At 69.1% G+C, this 3,802-nt stretch carries 5 protein-coding genes; all 5 read left to right on the forward strand.

The annotated features are described in order from the left end of the window. A partial coding sequence (gene flhF, locus AC04L7_RS14235) for a flagellar biosynthesis protein FlhF (protein ID WP_475513244.1) occupies positions 1–1,069 on the forward strand: 1,069 nt, incomplete at its 5' end. Further along, positions 1,059–1,937 (forward strand): MinD/ParA family protein, encoded by an 879-nt coding sequence (locus tag AC04L7_RS14240; protein WP_435998931.1) that lies wholly within the window; start codon positions 1,059–1,061, stop codon positions 1,935–1,937. The genes flhF and AC04L7_RS14240, both read left to right, overlap by 11 nt. Beyond that, entirely contained in the window at positions 1,934–2,686 is a 753-nt protein-coding gene (locus AC04L7_RS14245; RefSeq protein ID WP_475513245.1) for an RNA polymerase sigma factor FliA, read from the forward strand. The genes AC04L7_RS14240 and AC04L7_RS14245 overlap by 4 nt, the downstream gene beginning before the upstream one ends. 124 nt (positions 2,687–2,810) lie before the next feature. Continuing rightward, entirely contained in the window at positions 2,811–3,191 is a 381-nt protein-coding gene (locus tag AC04L7_RS14250; RefSeq protein ID WP_296281172.1) for a chemotaxis response regulator CheY, read from the forward strand. Beyond that, positions 3,191–3,802: protein phosphatase CheZ (locus tag AC04L7_RS14255; RefSeq protein WP_475513246.1), on the forward strand; the 612-nt coding region annotated here is incomplete at its 3' end. The genes AC04L7_RS14250 and AC04L7_RS14255, both read left to right, overlap by 1 nt.

Genomic DNA, 3,802 nt, shown 5'->3' on the forward strand with positions numbered 1-3,802 from the left:
GCCGTCGATCGCGCCGCCGGTGTCGTTGCCCGAACCCGAGCCGGCGCCCGTCGCCGTGCTGCACGCCAGCCGCATCACCGCCACCGGGCCCACGCCGCCCCCCGCCGCCATCACCGTGCCGACCCTGACGGTCGTCAGCGACAACGCCGCCGAGGCGCGCGAAAGCGATGAGCAACTGGTGCACATGCGCGGCGAACTGGCGGCCATGCGCGAGATGATCGAACGCGAAATGCACCGCCTCACCGACGAACGCCTGCGCGGTTCGCCGGTGCGCATGCAGGCGATGGAGCTGATGGAAGACTACGGCTTCGATGCCGGCATCACCCGCGACATCGCCCTGCAGATCCCCGCCGACACCGAAGCCCACCGTGGGCGCGGCCTGATGCTGGGCCTGCTGTCGAAGAAGTTGCCGGTGCTCGACGCCGACCTGCTGGAGACCGGCGGCGTGATCGCCCTGGTCGGCCCCACCGGTGCCGGCAAGACCACCACCATCGCCAAGCTGGCCGCCTGCTTCGCACAGCGCCACAACCCGCGCGACGTGGCGCTGGTGACCACCGACACCGTGCGCGTCGGCGGCCGCGAGCAGCTGCACGGCTACGGCCGCCAGCTCGGCATCGCCGTGCACGAGGCCGACAGCGCGCAGACCCTGGCGCTGGTGCTGGAACGCCTGCGCGACTACAAGCTTGTACTGATCGACACCGCCGGCCTGGGCCAGCGCGACCGCAACCTGGTCGGCCAGCTCAACTGGCTGCGCGCCTCGGGCCAGGTCAGGACCCTGCTCTGCCTGCCTGCGAATTCGCACTTCTCCGACCTGGACGAAGTCGTGCGCCGCTTCAACACCGTACAGCCGCAAGGCGTGGTGCTTACCAAGCTGGACGAGACCGGCCGCCTGGGCAGCGCGCTGAGCGTGGTCGTCGACCACCAGCTGCCGATGACCTGGGTGACCGACGGCCAGCGCGTCCCCGACGATCTCCACCGCGCCAACAGCGCCCACCTCGTGCTGCGGCTTGACCAGCTGCGCCGCGAAGCCGACGAACCCTGCTCGACCGAGGCCACCCATGTCGCCTGACCACCCGCTGCAGACCAATCCCCGCAGCACCCCGCCGTTGCCCGGCGCCTTCCATCCCGTGCGCGTCGTCGCCATCACCGGCGGCAAGGGCGGCGTGGGCAAGACCAACGTGTCGGTCAACCTGGCCGTGTCGCTCGCCGAAATGGGCAAGCGCACGCTGCTGATGGACGCCGACCTGGGCCTGGCCAACGTGGACGTGCTGCTCGGCCTGTCGCCGAAGTTCACCCTCGCCGATCTCGTCGCCGGCCGTTGCGGCCTGGAGGACGTGCTGCTGGAAGGGCCCGAAGGCGTGCTGGTGGTGCCCGCCTCGTCCGGTTTCCGCCACATGGCCGAACTGACGCCGGCCGAACACGTCGGCCTGGTCAACGTGTTCTCCGAACTGCAGCGCGCCCTCGACTTCATGGTGGTGGACACCGCCGCCGGCATCACCGACAGCGTGCTGACCTTCTGCCAGGCCGCGCAGGACACCGTGGTGGTGGTCTGCGACGAGCCGGCCTCGATCACCGACGCCTACGCGCTGATCAAGGTACTGGCGCGCGAACGCGGCCTGGACCGCGTGCACGTCATCGCCAACATGGTCCGCGACCCCAATGAAGGCCGGAAGCTGTACGAGAAGCTGGCCCGCGTCTGCGAACGTTTCCTCGGCGACGTCGCCCTGCACTACCTGGGCGCCGTGCCGCAGGACGACTGGTTGCGCCGTGCGGTGCAGCGCCAGCAGGCCGTCGTGAAGGCATACCCGGGCAGCCCCTCGGCGCGTGCCATCGCCGAGATAGCACGCACGACGGCGCGCTGGCAGCCGCCGGTCGGCGCCCGCGGCAACGTGGAGTTCTTCGTCGAACGCCTGATCCAGCGCGGGGTGGCCGCATGAACACCGCCGCCGCCCAGTACCGCGCCGTGCAGCGCGGCAACGCCAACGACTTCGTCACCCAGCACGCCGACCTGGTCCGCCGCATCGCGCACCACCTTGCGGCGCGACTGCCSGCCAGCGTGGAGMTCGACGACCTGRTSCAGGCCGGCATGATCGGCCTGCTGGAAGCCTCGCGCAGCTACGACGCCGAACAGGGCGCGTCCTTCGAAACCTATGCCTCGATCCGCATCCGCGGTTCGATGATCGACGAGATCCGTCGCGGCGACTGGGTCCCGCGCTCGGTGCACCGTCGTGCCCGCCAGGCCGCGGCGACCGTGCGCGAGATCGAGCAGCGCACCGGCCGCGCCGCCATCGCCACCGAAGTCGCGTCCGCGATGGAGATGCCGTTGCCGGAGTACCTGCGCCTGATGGAAGACGCCGCGCGCGGCCAGGTCCTCAGCCTGGAATCGCACATCGACGACCACGGCGAACCCAACACCTCCCGCACCGGCGGTCCGTCGCCGCAGCAGAACCTGGAGCGCAGCGAGTTCCGCCAGCAACTGGTCAAGGCGATCGGCCACCTGCCCGAGCGCGAGCAGCTGGTGCTGTCGATGTATTACGAGCAGGAGCTCAACCTGAAGGAAATCGGCGCCGTACTCGGCGTGAGCGAATCCCGCGTCTGCCAGATCCACGGCCAGGCGATGGTGCGCTTGCGCGGCCGCCTGCAGGTGTTCGAGAAGGCGGACGCGGGGCTGGAAGACGACGAGTGACCTTGGCAATCGCGCGACCCCGCAGGAGCGGTGTCGCCTCCGCTAAACCTTTCCCGCCCCCGGCCGATATCCCCACCAGACCCACCGTCCACGCAATACCGGAGCATCCGTGACCAACAAGAACATGCGCATCCTGATCGTGGACGACTTCTCCACCATGCGCCGCATCATCAAGAACCTGCTCAACGACCTCGGCTACACCAATACCGCCGAGGCCGAGGACGGCAACAGCGCGCTGACCGCGCTGGGCCAGGGCAGTTTCGACTTCGTGGTCACCGACTGGAACATGCCCGGCATGACCGGCATCGAGCTGCTGAAAGCCATCCGCGCCGACGATCGCTACAAGACCCTGCCGGTGCTGATGGTGACGGCCGAAGCCAAGCGCGAGCAGATCATCGAAGCGGCGCAGAACGGTGTGAACGGCTACATCATCAAGCCGTTCACCGCGCAGACGCTGGAAGAGAAGCTCGGCAAGATTTTCGAACGTCTCGGAGCGGCCGCCTGATGAGCGCCGTCGCCGATGCCACCAGCGCCCGCGCGGCACTCGTGGAGAAACTGCAGACCGCACTCGACGCCCTCGAACAGGGCGACGAAGCCGGCTGGCGGCGCGAACTGGATGCCATCGCCGCCTGGCGCACGCAGCCCATGATGCAGGGCCTGGGGCGGCTTGCCCGCGAACTGGCGCAGACGCTGGGCGAACTGCCGCCGACCGACGCCGGCGATCTCGACGATGCCTGCGCGCGACTGGACCACGTGGTCGAAATGACCGAACAGGCCAGCCACAAGACCCTGGACCTGGCCGAGCAGTGCCGGGGCTACGCCACCCAGCTGAAAACCACCCCGCTGTCCGCCGAGCAGGCCGCGCTGGTGGACAGCATCGGCAAGGGGCTGTCGGAGATGGCGCTGGCACAGAGCTACCAGGACCTGACGGGCCAGATCATCCGCCGGGTGGCCGGCATCGTGCGACGCGTGCACGAAGGTTTCGGCGCCCTCGGCCTTCCGCCGCCGGAAAAAAACCGCGACAAGCCTTCAGAACTCGCCGGCCCGGCCGTTGCTGGTCTGGACCGCAATGCATTTTCGCAGGACGACGCCGACGACCTGCTGTCCGGTCTGGGG

The organism is Pseudoxanthomonas sp. LjRoot204_2 (assembly GCF_056175765.1).